This is a genomic window from Ornithinibacillus halotolerans (assembly GCF_014637405.1).
Taxonomy (GTDB): Bacteria; Bacillota; Bacilli; order Bacillales; family Amphibacillaceae; genus Ornithinibacillus; species Ornithinibacillus halotolerans.
The window spans coordinates 265,221-287,600 of the sequence record NZ_BMEY01000001.1; the positions used below are offsets into that span (position 1 = coordinate 265,221).

The 22,380-nt window shown below is 34.3% G+C and carries 21 protein-coding genes; all 21 read right to left on the reverse strand.

The features are described 5' to 3' along the window. Positions 1 to 93: 93 nt before the first annotated feature. Positions 94 to 1,326: a methionine gamma-lyase family protein gene (locus tag IEV35_RS01450; RefSeq protein ID WP_188382898.1), complete on the reverse strand. Its 1,233-nt coding sequence runs from the start codon at positions 1,324 to 1,326 to the stop codon at positions 94 to 96. A gap of 4 nt (positions 1,327 to 1,330) precedes the next feature. Continuing rightward, positions 1,331 to 2,572: a GTPase HflX gene (gene hflX, locus IEV35_RS01455; protein WP_188382899.1), complete on the reverse strand. Its 1,242-nt coding sequence runs from the start codon at positions 2,570 to 2,572 to the stop codon at positions 1,331 to 1,333. Between the two features lie 55 nt (positions 2,573 to 2,627). Then, positions 2,628 to 3,563 (reverse strand): stage V sporulation protein K, encoded by a 936-nt coding sequence (spoVK, locus tag IEV35_RS01460; protein WP_188382900.1) that lies wholly within the window; start codon positions 3,561 to 3,563, stop codon positions 2,628 to 2,630. A gap of 173 nt (positions 3,564 to 3,736) precedes the next feature. After that, positions 3,737 to 3,961, reverse strand: a complete 225-nt coding sequence (gene hfq, locus IEV35_RS01465; RefSeq protein WP_188382901.1) for an RNA chaperone Hfq — start codon at positions 3,959 to 3,961, stop codon at positions 3,737 to 3,739. 42 nt (positions 3,962 to 4,003) lie between these two features. After that, the gene (gene miaA / locus IEV35_RS01470) at positions 4,004 to 4,936 is read right to left on the reverse strand and encodes a tRNA (adenosine(37)-N6)-dimethylallyltransferase MiaA (protein WP_188382902.1); all 933 of its coding nucleotides are present in this window, start codon (positions 4,934 to 4,936) and stop codon (positions 4,004 to 4,006) included. Positions 4,937 to 4,963: 27 nt separating this feature from the next. Next, complete coding sequence (locus IEV35_RS01475) at positions 4,964 to 5,413, reverse strand: Dps family protein (protein ID WP_188382903.1); 450 nt, start codon at positions 5,411 to 5,413, stop codon at positions 4,964 to 4,966. A gap of 96 nt (positions 5,414 to 5,509) precedes the next feature. Continuing rightward, on the reverse strand, positions 5,510 to 7,354 hold the full coding sequence (mutL, locus tag IEV35_RS01480; protein WP_188382904.1) for a DNA mismatch repair endonuclease MutL: 1,845 nt from the start codon (positions 7,352 to 7,354) through the stop codon (positions 5,510 to 5,512). 26 nt (positions 7,355 to 7,380) lie between these two features. After that, complete coding sequence (gene mutS, locus IEV35_RS01485; protein ID WP_188382905.1) at positions 7,381 to 9,987, reverse strand: DNA mismatch repair protein MutS; 2,607 nt, start codon at positions 9,985 to 9,987, stop codon at positions 7,381 to 7,383. A 106-nt stretch (positions 9,988 to 10,093) separates the two neighbouring features. Further along, positions 10,094 to 10,675, reverse strand: a complete 582-nt coding sequence (gene cotE, locus IEV35_RS01490) for an outer spore coat protein CotE (protein WP_188382906.1) — start codon at positions 10,673 to 10,675, stop codon at positions 10,094 to 10,096. 193 nt (positions 10,676 to 10,868) lie between these two features. Beyond that, positions 10,869 to 11,300: a YlbF/YmcA family competence regulator gene (locus tag IEV35_RS01495; RefSeq protein WP_188382907.1), complete on the reverse strand. Its 432-nt coding sequence runs from the start codon at positions 11,298 to 11,300 to the stop codon at positions 10,869 to 10,871. Beyond that, positions 11,301 to 12,878 (reverse strand): tRNA (N6-isopentenyl adenosine(37)-C2)-methylthiotransferase MiaB, encoded by a 1,578-nt coding sequence (gene miaB / locus IEV35_RS01500; protein ID WP_188382908.1) that lies wholly within the window; start codon positions 12,876 to 12,878, stop codon positions 11,301 to 11,303. Between the two features lie 208 nt (positions 12,879 to 13,086). Beyond that, positions 13,087 to 13,347: a stage V sporulation protein SpoVS gene (spoVS, locus tag IEV35_RS01505; protein ID WP_010093295.1), complete on the reverse strand. Its 261-nt coding sequence runs from the start codon at positions 13,345 to 13,347 to the stop codon at positions 13,087 to 13,089. A gap of 126 nt (positions 13,348 to 13,473) precedes the next feature. Further along, positions 13,474 to 14,271, reverse strand: coding sequence for a 2',3'-cyclic-nucleotide 2'-phosphodiesterase (gene ymdB, locus IEV35_RS01510; RefSeq protein WP_188382909.1), 798 nt, complete (start codon positions 14,269 to 14,271; stop codon positions 13,474 to 13,476). A 160-nt stretch (positions 14,272 to 14,431) separates the two neighbouring features. Further along, on the reverse strand, positions 14,432 to 16,003 hold the full coding sequence (gene rny, locus IEV35_RS01515; RefSeq protein WP_188382910.1) for a ribonuclease Y: 1,572 nt from the start codon (positions 16,001 to 16,003) through the stop codon (positions 14,432 to 14,434). 268 nt (positions 16,004 to 16,271) lie between these two features. Further along, entirely contained in the window at positions 16,272 to 17,312 is a 1,041-nt protein-coding gene (gene recA, locus IEV35_RS01520; RefSeq protein ID WP_188382911.1) for a recombinase RecA, read from the reverse strand. 162 nt (positions 17,313 to 17,474) lie between these two features. Next, positions 17,475 to 18,734 carry a competence/damage-inducible protein A gene (locus IEV35_RS01525; RefSeq protein WP_188382912.1) on the reverse strand — a complete coding sequence of 420 codons (1,260 nt, stop codon included), beginning with the start codon at positions 18,732 to 18,734 and terminating at the stop codon, positions 17,475 to 17,477. Beyond that, positions 18,734 to 19,312 (reverse strand): CDP-diacylglycerol--glycerol-3-phosphate 3-phosphatidyltransferase, encoded by a 579-nt coding sequence (gene pgsA / locus IEV35_RS01530; protein ID WP_188382913.1) that lies wholly within the window; start codon positions 19,310 to 19,312, stop codon positions 18,734 to 18,736. The genes IEV35_RS01525 and pgsA overlap by 1 nt, the downstream gene beginning before the upstream one ends. Before the next feature lie 66 nt (positions 19,313 to 19,378). Further along, positions 19,379 to 20,332: a helix-turn-helix domain-containing protein gene (locus IEV35_RS01535; RefSeq protein ID WP_188382914.1), complete on the reverse strand. Its 954-nt coding sequence runs from the start codon at positions 20,330 to 20,332 to the stop codon at positions 19,379 to 19,381. A 1-nt stretch (position 20,333) separates the two neighbouring features. Beyond that, positions 20,334 to 21,125 (reverse strand): DUF3388 domain-containing protein, encoded by a 792-nt coding sequence (locus IEV35_RS01540; protein WP_188382915.1) that lies wholly within the window; start codon positions 21,123 to 21,125, stop codon positions 20,334 to 20,336. Between the two features lie 168 nt (positions 21,126 to 21,293). Continuing rightward, positions 21,294 to 21,551 carry a DUF3243 domain-containing protein gene (locus IEV35_RS01545; protein ID WP_188382916.1) on the reverse strand — a complete coding sequence of 86 codons (258 nt, stop codon included), beginning with the start codon at positions 21,549 to 21,551 and terminating at the stop codon, positions 21,294 to 21,296. A 105-nt stretch (positions 21,552 to 21,656) separates the two neighbouring features. Then, a complete protein-coding gene (gene ymfI, locus IEV35_RS01550; RefSeq protein ID WP_188382917.1) occupies positions 21,657 to 22,373 on the reverse strand; it encodes an elongation factor P 5-aminopentanone reductase in 717 nt (238 codons plus the stop codon). Positions 22,374 to 22,380: the final 7 nt, after the last annotated feature.

Here is a 22,380-nt window from a genome sequence, read left to right on the forward strand (position 1 = left end):
CCTTTTCATATGTTCATTATATTCTAATGTAAGGTTTCCTGTCAATTGAACGTTAGGTTTTCTTACAAAAAAATAAAGAGCTCAAATAACTCTTTATTTTTGGTTGTTTAACATAGCATGAACTGCTTCAATTAAAGCAATTTTGACGTGAGCATAGGTTAATCCACCTTGTACAAAAGCGGTATATGGTGCTCTAATTGGTCCATCTGCTGACAATTCAATACTTGACCCTTGAATAAACGTACCTGCTGCCATAATTACTTCATCCTCATAACCTGGCATTTCACTAGGAACTGGCGTAACAAAAGAATTTACTGGTGAATTCTTTTGTATAGCCTGACAAAATGCAATCATTTGTTCAGCAGTTTCGAAAGTCACGGATTGAATTAAATCAGTTCTCTTTACGTTGTAAGCAGGCTTTGTCACAAATCCTAACAATTCTAACAATCTAGATGTAAATACAGCACCTTTTAACGCTTCACCAACAATATGAGGTGCTAGGAAAAATCCTTGATACATTTCTTGTAATAAATGAAAGGTCGCACCTAACTCTTTCCCTAATCCAGGTGCAGTTAAACGGTAAGAACATAATTCCACTAAATCCTCACGACCAACAATATATCCACCAGCTCGTACAATTCCACCGCCTGGGTTTTTAATTAATGATCCGGCAATGATATCTACGCCAACATGGAGTGGTTCATTTCTCTCTACAAATTCTCCATAACAATTATCTACAAATACAATTAGATCATTGCGAATAGCTTTTACAAAGCGAACCATTTCACCAATCTCTTCAATTGTAAAAGATGGACGATCTGCATATCCTTTTGATCGTTGAATAGCAATAACTTTTGTACGGTCATGAATGGCTTCACGTATTCCTTCATAATTTACTTGCCCATCTTCTTTCAATGCAACTTCATTATATGTAATTTGATAATCTCTTAATGAACCGGTATCTATCCCTTTAGATCCGATAACTTCTTCAAGGGTGTCATAAGGCTTACCAGTTATATAAAGTAATTCATCTCCAGGTCTTAATAACCCAAATAAAGCAGTTGTTATTGCATGAGTTCCAGAAACTAATTGTGGGCGAACTAGCGCAGACTCCCCGCCAAACACTTCAGCATAAACCGCTTCTAAAGTATCTCTACCCATGTCATCATAACCATATCCTGTTGTTGAATTAAAATGGCTATCACTTACTCGATTGTTCCGAAATGCGTCTAATACTCGCTTTTGATTATATTCAACTATTTTATTAATCTCTTGATGTATACTTGCTATATCTTTTTCTGTTTGTTCGATGACTTTCTCTAACATATCGCTAACTTTTCTCCTTTACAATTCCTTGAAGTGGATGATACTGGCGAATATATCCACTTATTTTAAATGTTTCTCTTTCTTCATCAAATTCATTTTCATAAAGAATGGTCTCATGCTCAAAACGATTAAGCAAATCACCTTCATGTAAATCTAAATGAATCTGATATCGCTCCCAATGTAATATTAACACCTCTTCAATTTTACCCACTAATTTAGTTAAATCCTCGTATTCTAATGCACTTATCATAATAGATGGTTGGTGTAATGGAATAAACTCATCATTAATTCGATCTTTCTTATTATAAACCGTTAACACCGGAATCGAACTACTACCCAATTCATCTAATAATTTTAAAACTGTATCTTGATGTTGCTCGTTATCTGGATGAGAGCTATCTACAACATGTAAAATAAAATCAGCTTCACTTACTTCTTCTAATGTAGAACGAAATGCAGCTATTAAGGTAGTTGGTAATTTTTGAATAAATCCAACTGTATCGGTTAATAAAATTTGAAATCCAGACGGCAATTGAATTTTTCTTGTTAATGGATCTAGCGTAGCAAATAATTTATTCTCTTCTAATGAGTCACTTCCAGTTAATCGATTAAATAAAGTAGATTTGCCTGCATTTGTGTATCCTACAATTGCAATTTGAAATACTTCATTATGTTTTCTCCGTTTTCTATATTGATCACGTTGTTTGACCACTTGTTTTAGACGTCTTTTTATATCATCTATACGGTTTCGGATATGTCGTTGATCGGTTTCTAGTTTTGTTTCACCGGGTCCTCTTGTTCCTATTCCCGCTCCTAAACGAGACAATTGTACCCCTTGGCCACGTAACCTCGGTAATAAATACTGGAGCTGTGCTAACTCTACTTGTAGTTTACCTTCTTTTGTTTTCGCTCTTGCTGCAAAAATATCAAGTATTAACTGACTACGATCAATTACTCTTCTATCAAAAAAATCACTTAAGTTCCTCGATTGTCCAGCTGAGAGTTCATCATTAGAAATTACTAAGTCCACATCTAATTCATCAATCTTTTCTTTTATTTCTTCCATTTTACCTTCACCAATATAGAAAGCAGGATGAATACGATTTCTATTTTGTGTAATAGTAGCAACTACTTTTCCACCAGCAGTATCTGCTAGGGATATAAGCTCTTCTAAAGAAGAAGTAAAATACTCATCCTGCTCATCTGGCTTTTTTACGGCAATTACAATAATTTTTTCTTCGGCCATTTATATATGCTCTCCTTAATATAAGCTTTAACTTATTGTTACGATTATTATAGTTTTACCAAATTGATTCGATATCTTCTAATTTCAAATCATTACCAGTTAATAACATTAATTCATCTGGTGTTATAATCTCCTTATATAGAAGCCTGACAGCCTGCATTCTAATTGAATGCTCAATCACATTTCGAATGAATCTTGCATTGGAAAAATTGTCGTTTAACATAGATTCTTGCTTATATAAAAAATTCCTTAATTTCCATTCTGCATCTTTCGAGAGTTGGTATTCTCTTTCCGAAGCCATTTGTCTAGCAATTTCAAGCAATTGGTCGACATCATAATCTGGAAAGTCTAAAATAAATGGAAACCTTGATTTTAACCCTGGGTTCAAAGTTAAAAATCGCTCCATTTCATAAGGATATCCAGCTAATATTAACACAAAGTCATCACCACTGTCTTCCATATGCTTTACAAGTGTATCAATCGCTTCCTTCCCAAAATCACGTTCTCCACCTCGAGCTAATGAGTATGCTTCATCGATGAACAATATGCCACCCATTGCTTTTTGTATTAAGCTCCTAGTCTTTTGTGCTGTTTGCCCGATATACTCTCCTACTAAGTCTGCTCTTTCTGCTTCAATAAAGTGTCCTTTGGATAATAATTTCATATCAAAATATATTTTTGCCAGTTTCCTAGCAACTGTTGTTTTACCTGTGCCAGGGTTTCCCTTAAATAGCATATGCAAGACTTGATTTGTATTAGAAAGTCCCATTTGACTTCTTTTTTCATTAATGATAATAGTTGCATAGATTTCTTTAATTTTTCGTTTTAAATTGTTCATCCCGACAAAAGTGGAAAGTTCCTTATCGATATGAGCAAATGGATCTTTACCGGCATGTTCAGCATGATTATGACTATTTAGATTGGTAGCATTATTGTCATGTAACACAATATTAATTTTACCATTTTTATGATGAATTCTTTGTGTGCTCAACTTTATCACTCCTTAGTCATGAATAGTATACGTAGAAAATAACTAAGTTGTGACAAACGCCTAGATAAATTAAATACTTTGACATAAAAAGGTCTATCTTCTTATAACCAGATTGACGGTTATGAGAGACAGACCCTTTAAACACTATATATCGGATGAAGAATAAATCTTCATTACTCCTTATCTAAATTTACATTTCTTGATGGTGCAAACGTAGATATTGCATGTTTAAATATTAGTTGTTGCTTTCCTTCTGTTTCTAATAATACGGTAAAGTTATCAAAAGCTTTAATAATACCTCTTAACTGAAAACCGTTTGTAAGAAATACAGTAACCGAAATATGTTCTTTTCTCAATTGATTTAAATATTGGTCTTGAATATTCACAGATTGTGCCACTTGAATTTCCTCCTCTTTTCTCTCTATACTATATATTTCTACTTAGGATTCGATAAATCCTGCTAAATCAACTAAAATATCATCAAAACTTTCATTAATTGTAAATGGAGCTAAATTATACCAATTAACATCCATTTTATTTTTAAACCAAGTGTACTGTCTTTTTGCATATCTTCTCGAATTTCTTTTTAAAAGCTCAATGGATTCCTCTAAAGGCATTTCACCTTTTACATAAGGAATTAATTCCTTATAGCCAATAGCTTTCATTGATTGATAGTTTTCATATCCATTATTTACTAAATCGTTAACCTCTTTCAACAAACCTTCCTCAATCATGAGGTCAATACGTTCATTAATTCTATTATATAACAATTCTCTTTCCATTTCCAAACCTATTAAAATACTGTCATAGGGACTCTCGTCTGACTGTTCTTTTTGATATTCGGTCATTGTTAGTCCTGTATTCTCATAAATTTCAAGTGCTCGAATAACCCTTCGATAATTATTAGGATGTATTTTTTGGGCTTGAATCGGATCAATCTTTTGAAGGCGGTTAAATAAATGTTCTATACCGAACTGTTTCATTTCTGCTTCTAATTTTTTAGTTAACGTATCATCTCTTTTCTCTTTTGAAAAATTATAATCATTAAGGACTGCCTGTATGTAAAGTCCACTTCCGCCTACAATAATTGGTATATGATTTCTTTCTGTAATTTCATTTATGTATTTTTGCACATAGTATTGAAAGTCCGCTACTGAGAATTCTTCATCAGGATTTTTAATATCAATCATATGATGAGGTATACCCTGCATTTCTTCCTTTTTAATCTTTGCTGTACCGATATCCATGCCTTTATACACTTGCATGGAGTCACCACTAATGATCTCTCCATTATACTTTTTTGCAACTTCAATACTTAACTTTGTTTTTCCAACTGCTGTTGGTCCAACAATAGCAATTACTTTTTGCTTCATTCGTCTTCCCCTATAATGTAAAATATTTTATTTATATGCACGATAAGCAGATAACATCCAAACATATTTTTCATAGCTACCTAAAAGAGAAATTAACAAATCTTTCGTTGGTTCATCATTCCGTTCATCCGCTAGTTTAAAACCAACGTCGCGAAGTTCCTCAATCAATTGCTTAAAATCAGCATGTAATTGATCGATAATTTCATCTTCTTCATCGTCAGCACTTGCCTCTACGAGCGTCGTTTCTTTTAAGTATTTGGACATCGTTGCGAGCGGTTTGCCATCAATCATCAAAATCCGCTCAGCAACGGCATCAAGGTCTTCTGCGAACTTATTGTACATCTCCTCAAATAATGCATGAAGGTTAAAAAAATGCTTCCCTTGTACAAACCAATGATATCTGTGTAATTTTACATACATAACAAATTGATTAGATAATAATTGGTTTAGAAAGTTTATTAATTTTTGATTTTCCACATGTACTCCACCTTTTTGCAATCATTAAGCACTTATTATTCCTTGTACAATGTACTTATTTATTAGGATTATCGAAGTACAGTGGAAATATACCTCTTACATCACACGTTTAAACATTTTTTCAAGTTCATAAGTTGAAAAGTGAATAATAATTGGCCTACCATGTGGACAGGTAAAAGGGTCAGTCGTTTTTCTTAAATCCTCTAATAAACGAAACATATCATCATTATTTAGATGATGGTTAGCCTTAATCGACCGTTTACATGACATTAGAATAGCAGCCTCTTCCCGAATGGATTCAATATTGATTCGTTCATCTTGCATAATTTGTTCTACCATTTCCCTAATAACTTCTTCTTCAAACCCTTGTGGGAACCAATTCGGATAAGAACGGATTATATATGTTTGTTGACCAAAGCTTTCAAAAAAGATGCCAACTTTCTCGAACTCTTCTTTATAATGCTCAATAAAAATAGATTCTTGTTTAGAAAATTCAAACGTCAAAGGAATGAGTAACTGTTGCAACTCATTTGTTGGTTGTCCTAATTTTTCCTTAAAGAATTCATATTTAATCCGTTCTTGTGCAGCGTGTTGATCAATCATATAAAAACCATTTTCATTTTGGGCAAGAATATAAGTTCCATGTAATTGTCCAATCGGATACATAGTTGGAACACGTTCACCAGACGAAAACTGTTCAACGACTGGTTTTTCTTCTGGTTCAAACGTTTGTTTGAATTGTTGATTCGATTGATGTTCGGTAACAGCTTCCGGTGCTAATCCTTCTTCCATTGTCTTAAAATTAGCTAATTCAGGTTGATAGTTTGGTTGCTCTATTTTATCAACAAATGCTTGTTCTATTTTAGGCTCCCTATATCGACCTTCATCAAAGTTTAACGTTGGTTGTATACTTTGCTTCGGCTTTTCAGTCGGTTTATGACTGATTTCAGGTATGAGTCTCGTTTGTCTAAATGTATTACGAATAAGTTCCTCGACTAATAAATATAATTCTTTATCTTTACTAAATCTTGCTTCTAATTTTGTTGGGTGGACATTGACATCTACTAGAATTGGATCCATATCAATTTTCAAAATTGCAATTGGTGAACGCCCAATAGGAAGTAGGGTGTGATATCCACGAATAATCGCTTGTGTAATTGGGATGCTTTTAATATACCGCCCATTGAGAATAATAGAAATATAGGCCCTTGAAGCTCTGGTAACTTCAGGCTTTGCAATATATCCACTGATCTTAAAGTCCAATGTCTTACCCTCAATAGGTAACATCTTCCTAGCTACACCCATTCCATAAATTTGGGCAATGACTTGTAATAAGTCACCAGTTCCAGGTGTTTGAAATAATATCTTTCCGTTATGCATTACTTCAAAACGTATCTCTGGATGAGATAAAGCTAACCTATTCAGTAAATCTGTAATATGACCCAATTCTGTGTGAATTGTTTTCATATATTTTAACCTGGCAGGTGTATTATAAAATAAATTAGAAACAGTTATTTCTGTTCCTCTCCGAGCATCACTTTTACCTTTTTCTTTTACTTCTCCGCCTTCAAGGGAAAGGTACGTTCCGGCATGTTCTCCTTGAGAAGTTTTAATTGTTAGCCTACTAACTGATGCAATACTTGCTAATGCTTCCCCACGGAAACCTAATGTCTGAACATGAAATAAATCAGATTCATTACGGATTTTACTTGTTGCATGTCTTAAAAATGCTCGTTCTACATCCTCTTGAGATATTCCTTCTCCATTATCCGTTATTTTGATTTCTTCTAACCCTGCTTCAGATACTTCAATTTTTATCCAAGTGCTTTTCGCATCAATACTATTTTCAACTAATTCCTTTACTACAGAGGCAGGCCTTTCCACGACCTCTCCTGCTGCTATTTTATTTGCTAAAGCCTCTGACATTTGGATTATTTTCATTAGAAAGAATCCTTTCTATTTCATTACTAAATTTTTATTTTTTCTTTTGCTAGTTTTTGTAATCGATACAATGTATTCATCGCATCTAACGGTGTCATAGCAAATAAGTCTAATTCGTTTAACTCCGTGATTAAAGTAGAGTCTTCCTCTTGCTTTTCTTTCTTCTTAGTTTCTTTTACTCCATCTTCAATAAAGAAAGACAATTGATTCGACTCCACCTCTGTTGCGGGGTTAATTACTTTCTTCTCTTGCGATTGATCCGTACTTTCTAGGTGCTCAAGAATCACACTCGCTCTATCAATTAGCTTATCAGGAAGGTTTGCTAATCTAGCTACATGAATTCCATAGCTCTTATCTGCTGCACCTTCCTTAATTTGATGAAGGAAAACAACGTTCCCTTCATATTCTTCCGCTCGAACATGAATATTTTTAAGTCGAGATAGACTATCTTCCAATTCTGTTAGTTCATGATAATGTGTAGAAAATAATGTTTTTGCATGGATATGATTATGAATATATTCAACAATAGCCTGTGCAAGTGCCATTCCATCATAAGTACTTGTACCACGCCCGATTTCATCCAATAAAATTAAACTACGATTCGTTGCATTACTTATTGCATGATTCGCTTCTAACATTTCAACCATAAATGTGCTCTGACCAGATACTAAATCATCAGCAGCACCAATTCGAGTAAATATTTGATCAAAAATTAGCAGTTCCGCTTTATCACATGGTACAAAACATCCAATTTGACCCATTATAGAGATTAATGCCAATTGTCTCATATACGTACTTTTACCAGACATATTTGGCCCTGTAATTAACAGAACATCCTTTTCTTCATCTAATTCAATATCATTTGGCACAAAAGTACCATCATCCATCACTTTTTCAATTACTGGATGTCGTCCATTTTTAATAGTTAATTGACTCTCTGAAAAGGTAGGTCTTGTATAATTATTAGCTTCACTTACTGTTGCAAAAGCTTGCAAACAATCAATTTCACTAATAACGTTAGCTAGTTGCTGGATGTCTGGTATAAATGATTTTATCTTCTCTCTAATTTCAACAAATAAGTTATATTCTAATTCAACACTTTTTTCTTCCGCTTCAAGAATTAACTGTTCTTTTTCTTTTAATTCTGGTGTAATAAATCGTTCGGCATTCGTTAACGTTTGTTTTCTCTCGTACTTACCCTCTGGTAACAAATGTAAGTTAGCTTTCGTAACTTCAATGTAATATCCAAATACACGATTATATCCAATTTTTAATGACTTAATATTAGTTTCTTGTTTCTCTCTTTGTTCTAATTGAGCAATCCATTTCTTCCCATTTCTAGAGGCATCTCGATACGTGTCTAGCTGTTCGTGATACCCATCTTTAATAATTGATCCTTCTTTTATGGAAATGGGTGGATCTTCAATAATACTGGATTCTAAAATATCTACTACTTCAGTTGGCACATGAAGTCTATTTGCTAAGTCATTGATTTGTTTATTTGTAAAAGAAGAAAGGTGCTCTTTAATTTCTGGTAGCCGTTGTAAAGATTTTTTCAATTGAATTAGGTCTCGAGCGTTAACATTACCGAAAGCGATTCTTCCAGCTAGTCGTTCTAAGTCATAGACAGATTTTAGACTTTCGCGTAAAGAGTCCCGCTCCATAAATGCCTTATAAAAACCTTCAACTGCCTCTAATCGATTTTCTATTTGCACCTGATTTAATAAAGGTCGTTCCAGCCATTTTTTTAACATTCTTGAACCCATTGCTGTAACGGTTTTATCCAGCACCCATAACAGACTACCGTGTTTCCCTTTTCTTAAAATAGTCTCCGTTAATTCCAAATTTCTTTTAGAATACATATCAAGCGATAAATAGTTCGTTAGCTCAAGAATCTCTGCTTGTTTCAAATGATCTAAGGAGCGCTTTTGTGTAAATTGAACATAGTTTAGTAACCGACTAAATGCTTTTACCATTTTTTCATCATTTAAATTCTCAAAGATAGCTCGATATTCTCCATTAAATGAAATTTCATCCTGATAAGACAATGTAACTCGTAAACGATCTGTTAATTGTTTTTGGAGTTCTTCTGGTAAGTTAGATGATATAACAATCTCTTTAATCGGTTGATTGTAAAGCTCATGAATAACTTGATCGAAACCTGCTTCAATCACAGCAATTCTACTTTCACCTGTAGAAAGATCACTATAAACGATGACAAAGCTTCCATCCTCAAAATGGCTTAAACTAGCAATATAATTGTTATTTCGCTCATTTAACATCGTACTTTCCATAACCGTACCTGGTGTGACTAACTGTACTACTTCCCGTTTTACAACACCTTTTGCTGTTTTGGGATCTTCCACTTGCTCACATATTGCCACTTTATATCCTTTATCAACTAAATTTTTTATATATCCTTCAGCAGAATGGTATGGGACCCCACACATTGGAATCTTATCATCCTGACCTGCATCTCGTTTTGTTAACGTAATCTCTAGTTCTCTTGCTGCTTTAATTGCATCTTCAAAGAACATTTCATAAAAATCCCCTAATCGGAAAAACAAAAAAGCATCCTGGTAGTCTGCTTTTATTCTTAAATATTGTTCCATCATCGGTGTATACTTTGCCATGACAAAATCCTCCAAAAAACATCATATTATTCTATAATTATAGCATAAAATTTAACATAACTAAGGTCAAAAAAAAACTTACGAGGAACATCCCCCGTAAGTTCTTTTAATCTTTTTCTCTAGAAGCTGAACTGCTTTCTAAGAAATCCGGATTTAAGTTACCCAATTCGTCTTCTGTTACAGCATAATCCCAGCTCTCATCATCATCATGATGTTTATAGCCTCTTGGTTTAACTTTAACGAAGATTTTAGTTTCTCCAACTACTTGCACCATGAATTCTCTTTCAATGTCTACTAGGATTTTATTACCTTTATTGGAGATTCTACACTCCAGGCAATTTGGTTGCTGTAACACCTTACAAATCACATCATAATCATCATTAATGCAATTATCATCTAATACCCCTAATGGAATATAATCACAGTATGTTACTCTCTCCGTAACTACCTCTGTTTTTGTATTATCATTGTACGAATACCAAATGTTAATGTCGTAACTCCCATTAACTTCAATCGTATCTTCTGATTTTTTCTTTGCATTATATAGATGATTGATTACCCAGCATCCAAGGATACTAGTAGGTCTATGTGATGGTGTAATGGTATGGGTATCTTGAGTGAATTTTTTTCCTTTGCCGATAACAGCTTTTGTTATAATTTCGCGGTAGTCTTTATCTAAAAAGCTCATATAACCTTTACCTCCTCTTTTTTCATAGTCATTTTATGCAAGACAAATACCTAATGTTCTTAATGAAACGAGGAAAGGTAAATAAATATTATGTTTTATAGGCATAAACCGTTACATATCAATTGTTAACGGGCTTTATAATAAAAAATGCTAAACAAGAAAAATCTTGCTTAGCACGCATTTTTATATTTAATTAATGGTGATCACAGCCAGGTTCGTTCTTATCACCTGAGGCAGTTTTCCCTGAAAGAGGGTCCCCTCCAGTTGATTCAATAACACGATTAGTTACTTCTCTAGCAATTGTACCAGATACTAATTGTAATACATCATTGACGACAATTTGAGTCTCTTTAAATTCCTGCACAATTGGAATCTCATCAATTTCGGCTTGAAGACGATCGATTTCTTCTTCAATACGCTTCAATGCTTCCCTTTTTTCATATGCTTGGAAATTAACCGCTTGCTTTTGTAATGTCTTTATTTTTTGTATTAATTTTTGTACTTTATTATTTTCATTTAAACGTGATTCAACTTGCTTGAAACGATCAATTTCTTCTGTATTTGCAAGCATTTCTGCTAGTTTTTTAGCTTCTTGTAGTATATCTGTGCGAGTATATTGTGTCATTTATTTCACCTCTACCATATTTTCAACCAAAACTCCATCTAAGGACCATGTTTTTGCTTCCGTTATCTTTACATCTACAATTGTACCAATTATTGATTTTGGACCAACAAAGTTTACTACTTTATTTTTCTCTGTATATCCCGCTAACACGTTAGGATCTTTTTTACTTTCACCCTCAACGAGAACTTTCACAACCTTATTTTCATAAGATTTCATTGATTGAGCAGCTTGTTTGTTTACTAGCTCATTTAAACGATATAGACGCTGTTTTTTCACTTCTTCAGGTACATCATCTTTCTTCATTGCTGCAGGTGTACCTTCCCTTGGGGAATAAATAAATGTATATGCTGCTTCAAAGCCTACTTCTTCCACTAAGGTCATTGTTTCCTCAAATTGTTCTTCTGTCTCATTTGGGAATCCAACGATAATATCTGTAGTTAATGTGACATTAGGAATAGCCTTTCTTATTTTACGTACCAATTCCAAGTAATCCTCACGTGTATACTTACGGTTCATACGTTTTAATACTTCACTACTACCAGATTGAACAGGTAAGTGTATATGATCTAGTAAATTACCACCTTTAGCAAGAACTTCAATTAAGTGGTCATCAAAATCTCTTGGATGAGAAGTCGTAAAGCGGACTCTTGGAATATCTATCTTGCGAATATCATCCATTAAATCGCCAAAACGATAATCCAAATCATCAAAATCTTTACCATACGCATTTACATTTTGTCCTAATAACGTAATCTCCTGATAGCCTTGTGCAGCTAAGTGGCGAACTTCTTGTATAATGTCTTCTGGTCTACGACTTCTTTCTTTTCCTCGGGTCATTGGAACGATACAATATGTACAGAATTTATCACAACCGTACATAATATTTACCCAAGCTTTTATTTTACCTTTACGTACTTTTGGAAGGTTCTCAATAATGTCTCCTTCTTTAGACCATACTTCGACCACTTGTGCTTTACTAAACATTGCTTCTTTAACTAAGTGTGGTAAACGATGGATATTATGAGTTCCGAAAACTAAATCGATATGTTGGTGTTTCTTCATAATTCGATCAACAACAGACTCTTCTTGAGACATACAACCACACACACCCAGAATTAAGTCTGGTTTTTCTGTTTTTAAAGGTTTTAAGTGTCCGATTTCACCGAATACTTTATTTTCCGCATTTTCACGAATTGCACAAGTATTTAATAGAATTAAATCTGCATCATTTGTTTCTGTAGTAGACTCATATCCCATTTCCGTTAGTATACCAGCCATTACTTCGGTGTCATGCTCGTTCATTTGACAACCATATGTACGAATAAGAAACTTCTTCCCTTGGCCAATTGTTTGCATCTCTTCAGGAATTTTAAAGTCATAATGGAACTGGACTTCTTCCCTACGTCGTTTTCTTGCCTTTTTCAAATCTGGTGGTTGGTAATTCGATTGAAAATATTTAGCAATCATGTCATCACTCGACATTTGTTTAATTCGTTCAATATTGTCTTTTTCAGAAAGTTTGTTTTCTGACTGAACTGGATTAATTTGTGATTGTTCGAGACGTTGCTCTTCGTTCATCAGTCAATCTCCTTTCTAGTATTTGAATATGTTATGTATAGTTGTTCATTCTTACAGTATAAAGGCTTTTATTGAATTTAACAATAAATGTGAAAAAACGACACAGAAATAGCATAAACTTCAATTTAGACATGTCCTTTTAATGTTTATTAAATGAAAAAAGTGTTACGCGTAAAGCGTAACACAAGATTAAGTAACATAATAACGTTTAGCGAGGCTCAACAATTAACTTAATTGCTGTCCTTTCCTCATTATCAATCATAATGTCTGTAAAAGCTGGAATACAAATTAAGTCAACTCCACTAGGTGCTACAAACCCTCTGGCGATCGCAACTGCTTTTACGGCCTGGTTTAGTGCTCCAGCGCCAATAGCTTGAATTTCCGCTGTGCCACGTTCTCGTAGTACGTTCGCAAGTGCTCCCGCTACTGAATTTGGATTTGATTTTGCTGAGACTTTTAATATTTCCATTACTAGTACCTCCTTCATTTGCTATTATAGTTCTACTTTCACTATATTCTTGGAGACGTTAGCTTATAACCATATTATGCCTCAACAATTCAAAAAATTCAAATTACCATTGACAGCTTTACTTCTCTAATACATAAATGGGTGATCATCATTGATCATAATTCTCTCAATCTTAATTCCTTTACCAGACTTTGGATCTACAGTTATAAGGACACCATTTAACTGATTTCTACCTTTTTTGTCTGGTTCAAAACGTACCGGCAAACTTGTTAAAAACTTCTGAATAACGGCTTCCCTTTCTACACCAAGAATACCATCGTACGGACCTGTCATTCCTACATCTGTAATGTATGCTGTACCTTTTGGTAATATGCGGTTATCTGCTGTCTGTGTATGCGTATGAGTACCAACAACCGCACTAACTCTGCCATCAACATACCAAGCCATTGCCTGTTTCTCACTAGTTGCTTCAGCATGAAAATCAAGAAAAATAATATTCGTTCTTTTCTTAGCTTCGTTAATCAATTCATCCACTTTCTTAAACGGATCATCAATAGGAGGTAAAAAAGTTCTCCCCTGTAAATTTAATATAGCAATTTCCAACCCGTTAATATTAACAAACGTTAACCCCTTACCAGGAATTCCCTCTGGAAAATTTGCAGGTCGTATTAAATTTTTTGCATCATCTATAAATTCAAAAATATCTTTTTTATCCCATGTATGATTTCCCATTGTTACAACATGCGCTCCAAGTCCCATGAATTGTTTATAAATTTTTTCTGTAATCCCTTTTCCTGAAGCAGCATTTTCTCCATTAATAATGATAACATTTGGCTTATGTTTATCTTTTAATTGAGGTAAGTACTCCTGTACCATATCTCTGCCTGGTGAGCCAAATACATCTCCAATAAATAATATTTTCATCATTTCTTCATCCTATCATTTGTATATAAATTTTTACTTGCTAATAGATTCTTTTCATAATCGAACTTATCATTCTATGTATATATAATAATTCATATAGTGTAACATAAAAAAATTCAAATTAAAAAGTGGGGGATTAACTCCCCCACTTTGCAGTATATTATTTAGCATATTCCACTGCTCTAGTTTCACGAATAACAGTCACTTTTATATGACCTGGGTAATCAAGTTCACTTTCAATACGTTTACGAATATCACGTGCGATACGCGCAGAATCAATATCATCTATTTCATCAGGCTTCACCATAATGCGAATCTCTCTTCCAGCTTGAATCGCAAATGATTTTTCAACACCTGCAAATGATTCCGAAATTTCTTCAAGCTTTTCTAAACGTTTGATATAGTTTTCTAACGTTTCACTACGAGCTCCAGGACGAGCAGCAGATAATGCGTCCGCTGCAGCTACCAGAACCGAAATAATGGAAGTAGGTTCTTCATCACCATGGTGTGAAGCGATTGCGTTAATGACAACTTCGTGTTCTTTGTATTTTATAGCTAACTCTTTCCCAATTTCAACGTGGCTTCCTTCAACTTCATGATCAATTGCTTTTCCGATATCATGAAGCAATCCAGCTCTTCTTGCTAATCTTACATCTTCACCTAATTCAGCAGCAAGTAAACCTGATAAATATGCAACTTCTGTAGAATGCTTTAATACATTCTGACCATAGCTTGTTCGGTATTTTAGACGACCTAAAATTTTAATTAAATCAGGATGTAGACCATGTACACCAACTTCAAATGTTGTTTCTTCACCGATTTCTCGAATATAATCATCCACTTCACGTCTAGCTTTATCAACCATTTCCTCGATACGAGCAGGATGGATTCTTCCATCTTGAACTAGTTTTTCTAAAGCAAGTCGTGCAGTTTCTCTTCGAATTGGATCAAAACCAGATAAAATAACTGCTTCTGGAGTATCATCAATAATTAAATCGATTCCTGTTAAAGTTTCTAATGTACGAATGTTTCGACCCTCACGTCCGATGATCCGACCTTTCATTTCATCGTTTGGAAGATTAACAACAGATACAGTAGTCTCGGCAACGTGGTCAGCAGCACAGCGTTGTAAAGCAAGAGACAAAATATTTTTTGCTTTCTTATCCGCCTCTTCCTTCGTTCGATTTTCAACTTCTTTTATCCTAATAGCTGATTCATGTGCTAATTCCTTTTCTAATCGCTCTAAAATGATACTTCTTGCCTGATCAGTAGTATATCCAGAAATGCGCTCAAGCTCGGTTTGCTGCTCATGTAGCATTGCTTCCACTTTGCTTTCCATTTCTTCAATTTGTTGTTGTTTTTCAACAAGCGATTGTTCACGTTTCTCTAAACTAAGCTCTCGCTTGTCCAAAGTTTCACTTTTTCTATCCAGATTTTCTTCTTTTTGCATCAGGCGATTTTCTTGCTTTTGTACTTCAGAACGACGTTCACGTAACTCTTGCTCTGTCTGCTGGCGAAGCTTATGATTTTCATCCTTCGCCTCAAGAAGCGCCTCTTTTTTGGCGGCATCTGCATTTCGATGTGCTTCTTCAACTATTTGCTTTGCTAGATTCTCCGCACTGGAAATTTTAGCTTCAGCTATAGATTTACGAATCCAATAACCAACAACCAAACCGACTATTATAGAAATTACGACAAGCAAAATGGAGATGAGTAGATCTGAGAGTTCCACGTTTTCACCTCCTCTTGCTATAAAATTGTTTTCGATTCTTTCATTCATTTAAACTGTCGGCATGTACCATATTCAATGAATAATTTAAGCAATGTATAATCAAAAATATAAAATTATACAAATTAATTTTATATGTCTAGAAAAATAATGTCAAGGAATCGACAATAAATATTTTAATTTGCGAAAAGCTATTACCTAGAAAAGAAAAAAGGATTTATCCTACCACACTATATAATTAAAAGTGTGATGGATAAATCCCATTAAAACATTATACATCTAGCGTTTCTTGTGTTCCTTCTGCTGCATCTGGATCTACTACAACTTCATCTAATTTGTAATAGTCTCGAATTGCCTGATGAATCTCATCCATAATATCTTTGTTTTCTTTTAGGAAAGTTTTTGCATTTTCTCTACCTTGACCTAGTCGCTCACCTTGATATGCATACCATGCACCACTTTTTTGAACGATATCTAAATCCGCACCAATATCTAGTATTTCTCCTTCAATGGAAATACCTTCACCATACATAATATCAATCTCAGCAGTTTTAAATGGTGGTGCTACTTTATTTTTTACTACTTTTACTCTTGTTCTGTTACCGATCATTTCATTACCTTGTTTCAATGTTTCTGCACGACGAACTTCTAATCGAACGGAAGAATAGAACTTCAATGCACGTCCACCTGGAGTCGTTTCTGGATTTCCAAACATTACACCAATTTTCTCACGTACTTGGTTAATGAAAATTGCGGTTGTTTTGGACTTGTTAATTGCACCAGAAAGTTTTCTCAATGCTTGGGACATTAGTCTTGCTTGAAGACCCATATGGGAATCTCCCATTTCACCTTCAATTTCTGCTTTTGGAACTAATGCTGCTACAGAGTCAACTACTAAAATATCTACTGCACCACTACGTACTAACGCTTCTGCTATTTCAAGTGCTTGTTCCCCTGTATCCGGTTGAGATAATAATAGTTCGTCTATATTAACTCCTAGAGCTTTAGCATACGTAGGATCTAATGCATGCTCAGCATCAATAAAAGCAGCTTGTCCACCACTTGCTTGCGCTTCTGCAATAGCATGTAGTGCAACTGTTGTTTTACCAGATGATTCAGGTCCATAGATTTCAATAATTCTTCCTTTTGGATATCCACCAATACCAAGTGCTATATCTAAAGCTAACGAACCACTTGAAGTAGTTGCTATTTTATGGTCAGTTTGTTCCCCTAATTTCATAATGGAACCTTTACCAAATTGTTTCTCTATCTGTTTCAAAGCCATATCTAATGCTTGTTTTCTATCACTCAACGAAACTACCTCCTTAAATTAACTATATCTATCATACATCGTTTTATACTTTTTGCCAAGTAAAAAAACGAATAAACGTTCTGTTATTTTTTAATCTAAATCCATTAAAAAATTCAATTTTTGGTGATGAAAACCAACCAAAAATTGAATTTTAATAGAATATCAAGCGTTAATATTAGTTTTTAATAGATTTAATAATATTTCATAACCTTTCATAACTGCCAAGTTACGAATTCTATCACGGTCACCAGCAAATTCATACCCCTCTACAACATGCATTTTATCCTTAACATATACAGATATAAAGACTGTTCCAACCGGTTTACCCTCTATTGGTTCTGGTCCTGCAATGCCTGTAAAGCTAATCCCAATATCCGAGTTTAATAGCTGAGCTACATTCTTGGCCAATTCTAATGCACATTCACGACTTACTGTCCCTTGTTGGTGTAGAATATTTTCCGAGACATTTAATATGTCCCGTTTAACCGATGAATCATAGCAAACGATGGAGCCTTTACAAGCTGCTGATGCTCCTGGAACTGAAATCAGTCTTTCAATAAATTTACCACCAGTCAAACTCTCCGCAGATGCAACAGTATAATTTATTTCCTTTAATAGTTGAGTGATTACTTGTTCAATGGTTTGATCATCCATTCCAAAATAATAATCACCAACTTTAGATAGGATTTCTTCTTTTGTTTGACTTAACAAGTTTATTGCTTTTTCTTCCGTATCAGCTTTAGCTGTTAAACGGATTACAATTCCATTACTCTGAGCTAATGGTGCAATCGTTGGATTTGTTTGTCTTTGAATAATATCCTGAATTTCATGTTCAAGTTTAGATTCACCAATTCCGATAAAACGTAGAACATAAGACTTGATGATTTCCGATAATTTTAATTCATTCTTTAAATATGGAATTACTCCCTCATTAATAATTGTTTTCATTTCACGAGGAACACCTGGCAAGAACACCCAAATCTTACCATCCTTTTTAACAATCATCCCAGGCGCCATACCTGTTCGATTCTCTAAAACGATTGCTCCTTCAAAAACTCTAGCTTGTTTACGATTGTTTGGTGTCATCACTGATTTTTGTTTCGTAAAAAAGGCTTCAATTTTATCCATTGAAGGCTCATGTTCATACATCTTTAAATCAGTGATAGACTGGAAAGCTTCCCTCGTTAAATCGTCCTCCGTTGGACCTAAACCACCGGAAATGATAATAAGATCAGAACGACTTTCAGCAAGCTTAAATGTCTCTTTAACTCGGTTCAGATTATCCCCAACAACACTATGGTAAAATACATTGATTCCAAGTTTCGCTAGCTGTACTGAAATCCACTGTGCATTCGTGTTTGCAATCTGACCTAATAACAGTTCAGTACCGACCGCAATTATTTCAGCCTTATATTGTTTCATTATTTAGAATCCCTCATTACATGCCAGTTTTTCGCAAAGTAATCATATCCTGAAAGAACGGTAAAGAATAAAGCAAGATATAGCATGATTGTTCCAAATGGGAAACTAATAAATGAGAATGGGAAGTTATGTAATAATAAGCTTGCGATAGCAATCATTTGAGTAGCTGTCTTTAATTTTCCCATTTTCCCTGCTGCTAGCACTATCCCCTCACCAGCTGCCACTAAGCGTAGTCCAGTTACTGCAAACTCCCTACTAATTATGACAATTACAATCCAAGCTGGTGCTAATTCTATTTCTACTAATAAAATCAAAGCAGATGATACTAATAATTTGTCAGCAAGTGGGTCTAGAAATTTCCCTAAATTTGTAACAAGATTATGTTTACGTGCGTAATGCCCATCAATCCAATCTGTTGCTGAAGCAATAATAAAAATTAAGGCAGCAACGAAGTGAGTAATTGGCAATGTTGTATTACCAATATCCCACTCACCCCAATTAAATGGAATACTCATAATAACAATAAAAATTGGAATTAAAAAAATTCGTGATAGTGTAATTCTGTTAGGTATATTCATTAATAACTCCTCCTACATAAGGGCAAAACCCTTCTGGAACATCATTGCTCCAAGAAGGGTTTTATTCTATTCATTTGTATTAGTTTCCGTATCAGTAATATTTAACCATATTTGTTGGTGATCTGCACCTCTTTCGTTTGGATCAACAGGGTACTCTAATTCGACATCATTAATCTTAACAGTCAAATTAGGAGCAGAACCGATATTTAAAAAGATTCGTGTAGTACCAGTTACATCAAGTTCAATTGGTTCATTTGGTCTTGCAAAACCAGTAAAGAATACTTGACTCCCATCATCTTTCACATCAAGCCATACATCATTTTCTGCATTAAATTCTAATTTTAAAGACTCACCAACATTAGAAACTTCTAATTCAGAAAGATATTGTGGAGCAGTTCCCAATTCTACAACTTCTATAGTTAGTTCTGGCTCAGGTTCCTCTTGCTCTTCCTCTTCCTCAGATTCTGTATCTTCAGGCTGCTCTGTCTCATTCTCTTCTTCATTCACATCAGTACCTACATTGTCTTCTGGATCATCATTACGGTAAATTTCATCATTATCCCCGGTTTGTCCGATAGAATTAGTATCTTCCCCTTCTTCATTGGCTTTAGTAGTGATAAACCACCAAGCAAGGAAAACAATTCCAAGAATTAATATAATTACAATTAATGTAGGGATGAAAGAAAATATTGCATTACTTTTTGTAGGCATATTATCTTTTCTTGACCGATGAATTCTCGTATATTGAGTCGTAACATCTTCATCCTCAGGAGATGGAATATCTTGCTTATATTCTTCCATCAACTCATTAGGATCAAGCCCAACAGCGATTGCATACTCCTTTATAAAAGCTTTTGCATAAAATTTTCCAGGTAAAACAGAAAAGTTTTCTTCCTCAATGGCAACAAGATATCTTTTCTGAATTTTTGTTGTATCTTGAAGTTCATCAAGAGAGATACCTTTTATTTCTCTTGCATCTTTTAATCTTGCTCCTAGTCCCATATATTTAACACCATCCACTTTAATAGTCAAACATCGAAAAGCTATTTCCCTGGTTAAATTGATTGTTTTCAACTACTTCATAAGTAATTTCTTCATCTTCATGACTGCGTAGTTCTATAATATAATCAAAATCCTCTATATTATACTCTGTAGATTGAACAAAGATATCCGGATGTTCAATCACTTTAATCGCAGGTAATTGCATTATTTCTCTAATTAATTGCCAATGTTTTTCACTTGCTTTCCTTTTTGAAACAACACCATCAATGATAAACACATTTTCATTACTATACTCACCGGCTATTAATTGATTTCTTACGGTCTGCTTAATTAGTGTACTGGATACAAAAAGCCATTTTTTGTTTGCACAAACACTTGCTGCTACAATAGATTCAGTTTTTCCGACTCTAGGCATGCCTCGTATCCCAATTAATTTATGACCTTCTTGTTTATACAATTCCGCCATAAAATCTACGAGTATCCCTAGTTCATTCCGAACAAATCGAATAGTTTTTCTGTCATCGGCATCTGTATGTATATATTTCCCGTGTCTTACTGCTAAGCGATCACGTAATTTTGATTTTCGGAGTTTCGTTAATCTAATGGTATCCATTGTTTGTAGAATGAGTTTTAGACGAGTAATCTGTTCATTACTATGTGCAATTATTAGCATACCTCTTCGTCCATTTTCTACACCATTTATCGTGATAATATTTATTGACAACATACCGAGTAAAGATGAGATTTCTCCCAATAACCCAGGACGATCAATTTGAATTTCATACTCCAGATACCATTCCGTCTTCTCCACCTAAAACTCTCCTTTTACCAAAATACCCAAAATGTTCCTATATCCTTATAATATATGATTTTTACTTATGTTTAAAGTTATTAATAATAAATATTTTAGTAAAGTTTGTTTTCAGAATATAAAAGAAGCTACGTACTTTACCCGTAGCTTCTTTTATATAGCTTATCATTAATGATTCGCTTGATTTTGGACTAGTTTTACCATGGAATTTGCAATAGCTTGTTGTTCTTCTTTTGAAGCGGCATTCCACAGTTCTCTTAGTACAGCTTCTTCGCTATTTTTAGCTTCTACACTCTTAGCAAGATAATCCCCAACTTCATAGGCAACTTGGGAAATTGTTTGCTGTGACATCCCTTGTGATTGAGCTTGCTCTAATCTATTTGCCAAAAATTGCTTCCATGAATCAAAATTATCAAGAACAGACATATTTATTCCTCCTTCTCATGTTACATGCTTAGTATTTGAAACTGAATTGAAGTTTATGCATTTGTTTATGAAGGAGAATAAATAAATTTGAACAAAAAATTAGATTTAAGACCAACCACCGGAAATGGTTAAAATTTCACCATGGATATAGGATGCTTTTTCACTTAATAAAAAACTAACAGCATTCGCTACATCTTTTGTTGTTCCTGCACGATTTAATGGAATTTCATCGACGATAGCGTTAATCTCTTCCATAGAAAAGGGGTTCATTTTTGTTCGGATAAATCCCGGGCTCACCGCATTTACTGTTATTCCACTAGGACCGACTTCTTTAGCTAATGACTTAACAAAACTATTTTGCGCACCTTTTACTGCAGAATATAGCACTTCATAACTTGCTCCCATTTCTCCCCATATAGAAGAAACCAGGATGACTTTCCCTGATTTTCTTTTGACCATTTCAGGCAATAAACTTTTGACAATTAACATTGGAGCCTTTACGTGAATGGAAATCATTTCATCCATCACTTTATTTGGAGTTTCTTGAAATAAACCGTAATATGCGATTCCACTTGCAAATACAATGGCATCCACCGAATAAAGGATGTTAGACAAGAACTGTTCAATACCTTCTGAAGTGGATAAATCTGCTTGAATAACATCCATTATCGATTCTTCAGGTAAACGGTTGATCACGTGACCGATCATATTCCTATTTTGATTATAATGTAAAAGTAAAGAATATCCTTCCTTGCCTAGTTGTACAGCAATTTCGCTACCAATATCTCCACTAGCTCCAATCACTAAAACTGTTTTCCCCATATGTTAC

What these genes read in the sequence shown, in the direction of transcription:
- IEV35_RS01450 (WP_188382898.1), bottom strand. Translation starts at nt 1,326, where the DNA reads ATGTTAGAGAAAGTCATCGAACAAACAGAAAAAGATATAGCAAGTATA.
- hflX (WP_188382899.1), bottom strand. Translation starts at nt 2,572, where the DNA reads ATGGCCGAAGAAAAAATTATTGTAATTGCCGTAAAAAAGCCAGATGAG.
- miaA (WP_188382902.1), bottom strand. Translation starts at nt 4,936, where the DNA reads ATGAAGCAAAAAGTAATTGCTATTGTTGGACCAACAGCAGTTGGAAAA.
- mutL (WP_188382904.1), bottom strand. Translation starts at nt 7,354, where the DNA reads ATGAAAATAATCCAAATGTCAGAGGCTTTAGCAAATAAAATAGCAGCA.
- mutS (WP_188382905.1), bottom strand. Translation starts at nt 9,987, where the DNA reads ATGGCAAAGTATACACCGATGATGGAACAATATTTAAGAATAAAAGCA.
- cotE (WP_188382906.1), bottom strand. Translation starts at nt 10,675, where the DNA reads ATGAGCTTTTTAGATAAAGACTACCGCGAAATTATAACAAAAGCTGTT.
- IEV35_RS01495 (WP_188382907.1), bottom strand. Translation starts at nt 11,300, where the DNA reads ATGACACAATATACTCGCACAGATATACTACAAGAAGCTAAAAAACTA.
- miaB (WP_188382908.1), bottom strand. Translation starts at nt 12,878, where the DNA reads ATGAACGAAGAGCAACGTCTCGAACAATCACAAATTAATCCAGTTCAG.
- spoVS (WP_010093295.1), bottom strand. Translation starts at nt 13,347, where the DNA reads ATGGAAATATTAAAAGTCTCAGCAAAATCAAATCCAAATTCAGTAGCG.
- ymdB (WP_188382909.1), bottom strand. Translation starts at nt 14,271, where the DNA reads ATGAAAATATTATTTATTGGAGATGTATTTGGCTCACCAGGCAGAGAT.
- IEV35_RS01525 (WP_188382912.1), bottom strand. Translation starts at nt 18,734, where the DNA reads ATGAAACAATATAAGGCTGAAATAATTGCGGTCGGTACTGAACTGTTA.
- pgsA (WP_188382913.1), bottom strand. Translation starts at nt 19,312, where the DNA reads ATGAATATACCTAACAGAATTACACTATCACGAATTTTTTTAATTCCA.
- IEV35_RS01545 (WP_188382916.1), bottom strand. Translation starts at nt 21,551, where the DNA reads ATGTCTGTTCTTGATAATTTTGATTCATGGAAGCAATTTTTGGCAAAT.
- ymfI (WP_188382917.1), bottom strand. Translation starts at nt 22,373, where the DNA reads ATGGGGAAAACAGTTTTAGTGATTGGAGCTAGTGGAGATATTGGTAGC.